Annotated in this window: 1 protein-coding gene; it reads left to right on the top strand. The window is 41.5% G+C overall.

Annotated elements, in window-relative coordinates:
* Nucleotides 1–318: 318 nt before the first annotated feature.
* On the top strand, nt 319–900 hold a 582-nt coding region (locus AC1DUO_RS25525; protein WP_477989486.1), incomplete at its 3' end, for a polysaccharide biosynthesis/export family protein.

Raw genomic sequence — 900 nt, 5'->3', positions numbered from 1 at the left:
TACAATAAACACGACGATAAACGATCTGTTATTGTCGTCGKCATTTATACTAATTTATAGATATGTTTAAATTCTGCTTTTTTTAAGCGGAGACTGGCTAATATTAAATTTTTTGTAAAGGACTTATTGGTGATTTTATTATTCTAATGGATGTCTACAACATCCATGGGCGGTAGCGTGAAAAAATACTCAATGCTATCGCAATATTTATCGATCCCTAAATTGAGTAACAATATTCCCTCCAGACTCCTTGTGAAGATTTTGCTAAAAACAACACCATTAAATCTACTCCCCATGAAAATAAACGGTTAAAACGTTATGAAAGTTAAGATTGTTACTATTCCACTCATCATATTTGTAGTATCGCTTTGTGGATGTTCGTTATCGCCTGGTATCGGTATAAGTACTTCGGGTAAAAATGTCGTGGAAGAAAACGGCCCTTATCAGGATATTAATGCAATGGTCGATATTTATCCCATCACGCCTAAACTGGTGGAGTCACTTGTTCGTCACCCTGCCATTGCGACAGTCAATAGCGACCTTGATTCACGTGTTAACAAGTACCAGTACTATGTTGGCATCGGCGATATATTAACAATTACGGTATGGGATCATCCTGAACTGACGACACCTGCCGGTCAGTATCGAAGTGCCGGCGATGCCGGGAACTGGGTTAACGCCGAAGGTGCCATATTTTACCCTTACATAGGGATGGTCAACGTGGCAGGCAAAACGACCTCTGAAATTCGTCGTGATATTACCGCCAGGCTCACCCAATATATTCAATCGCCGCAGGTCGATGTCAATGTTGCGACGTTCCGCTCGCAGAAAGTCTATGTCACCGGTGAGGTGGAAAAATCCGGTCAGTTAGCTGTCACTAACGTTCCCATGACCATCATG

The organism is Rahnella sp. P4_A8 (genome assembly GCF_056402435.1).
The sequence above is the reverse complement of the archived record's forward strand: the minus strand, read 5'-3'. Positions and strand labels throughout refer to the sequence as shown.